At 66.4% G+C, this 920-nt stretch carries 1 protein-coding gene and 1 pseudogene; both read left to right on the forward strand.

Features of this window, described 5'->3' with window-relative positions; genetic code table 11:
- Positions 1 to 819: phosphoribosylformylglycinamidine cyclo-ligase (gene purM / locus EN925_RS37660; RefSeq protein ID WP_128337453.1), on the forward strand; the 819-nt coding region annotated here is incomplete at its 5' end.
- A pseudogene (locus EN925_RS41310) lies at positions 816 to 920 on the forward strand (phosphoribosylglycinamide formyltransferase); the annotation flags it as partial. The gene purM and the pseudogene EN925_RS41310, both read left to right, overlap by 4 nt.

Genomic DNA, 920 nt, shown 5'->3' on the forward strand with positions numbered 1-920 from the left:
GACACGATCGGCATCGACCTCGTCGCCATGTGCGTCAACGACATCGTCGTGCAAGGTGCCGAACCGCTGTTCTTCCTCGATTATTTCGCCACCGGCAAGCTCGATCCCGACCAGGGTGCCGCGATCGTCGGCGGCATTGCCGAGGGCTGCCGCCAGGCCGGCTGCGCGCTGATCGGCGGCGAGACCGCCGAGATGCCCGGCATGTATCACGGCAACGACTACGACCTCGCCGGCTTTGCGGTGGGTGCCGCCGAACGCGGCCAATTGCTGCCCACCGATGACATTGTCGAAGGCGACGTGCTGCTGGGCCTGGCTTCCTCCGGCCTGCACTCGAACGGCTATTCGCTGGTGCGCCGCATCGTCGCCGTCAGCGGCCTGTCGTGGAGCGATCCGGCACCGTTCAACGACGAGGCCACTCTGGCCGAAGCACTGCTCGAGCCGACCCGCATCTACGTCAAGTCGATTCTCAAGGCGATCCGCAACACGCATGGTATCAAGGCGCTCGCCCACATCACCGGCGGCGGCTTCCCGGAAAACATTCCCCGCGTGCTGCCCAAGGATTTTTCGGCCGAGCTCGACCTCGAGGCGATCGACGTTCCTCCCGTGTTTTCGTGGCTGGCCAAGACCGGCGGCGTGGCGCCGGAAGAAATGATGCGCACCTTCAATTGCGGCATCGGCATGATCCTGGCGGTCGCGTCCGGCCAGGCGGCGCAGGTCGCGGCCGTGCTACAGGAAGCCGGCGAGACGGTGACGCCGATCGGCCGCATCGTGCCGCGCCGCGACGCAGGCGTCATCTATCGGGGTTCGATCGGCCTATGAGCGCGCAGAGGAAACGCACCGTTGTCCTGATCTCGGGACGCGGCTCCAACATGACCGCGCTGATTGCCGCGGCCAGCGACCCGTCGTTCCCGGCCGAGATC

Source organism: Mesorhizobium sp. M7A.F.Ca.US.006.04.2.1, from assembly GCF_004022915.1.
Lineage (GTDB): Bacteria > Pseudomonadota > Alphaproteobacteria > Rhizobiales > Rhizobiaceae > Mesorhizobium > Mesorhizobium ciceri.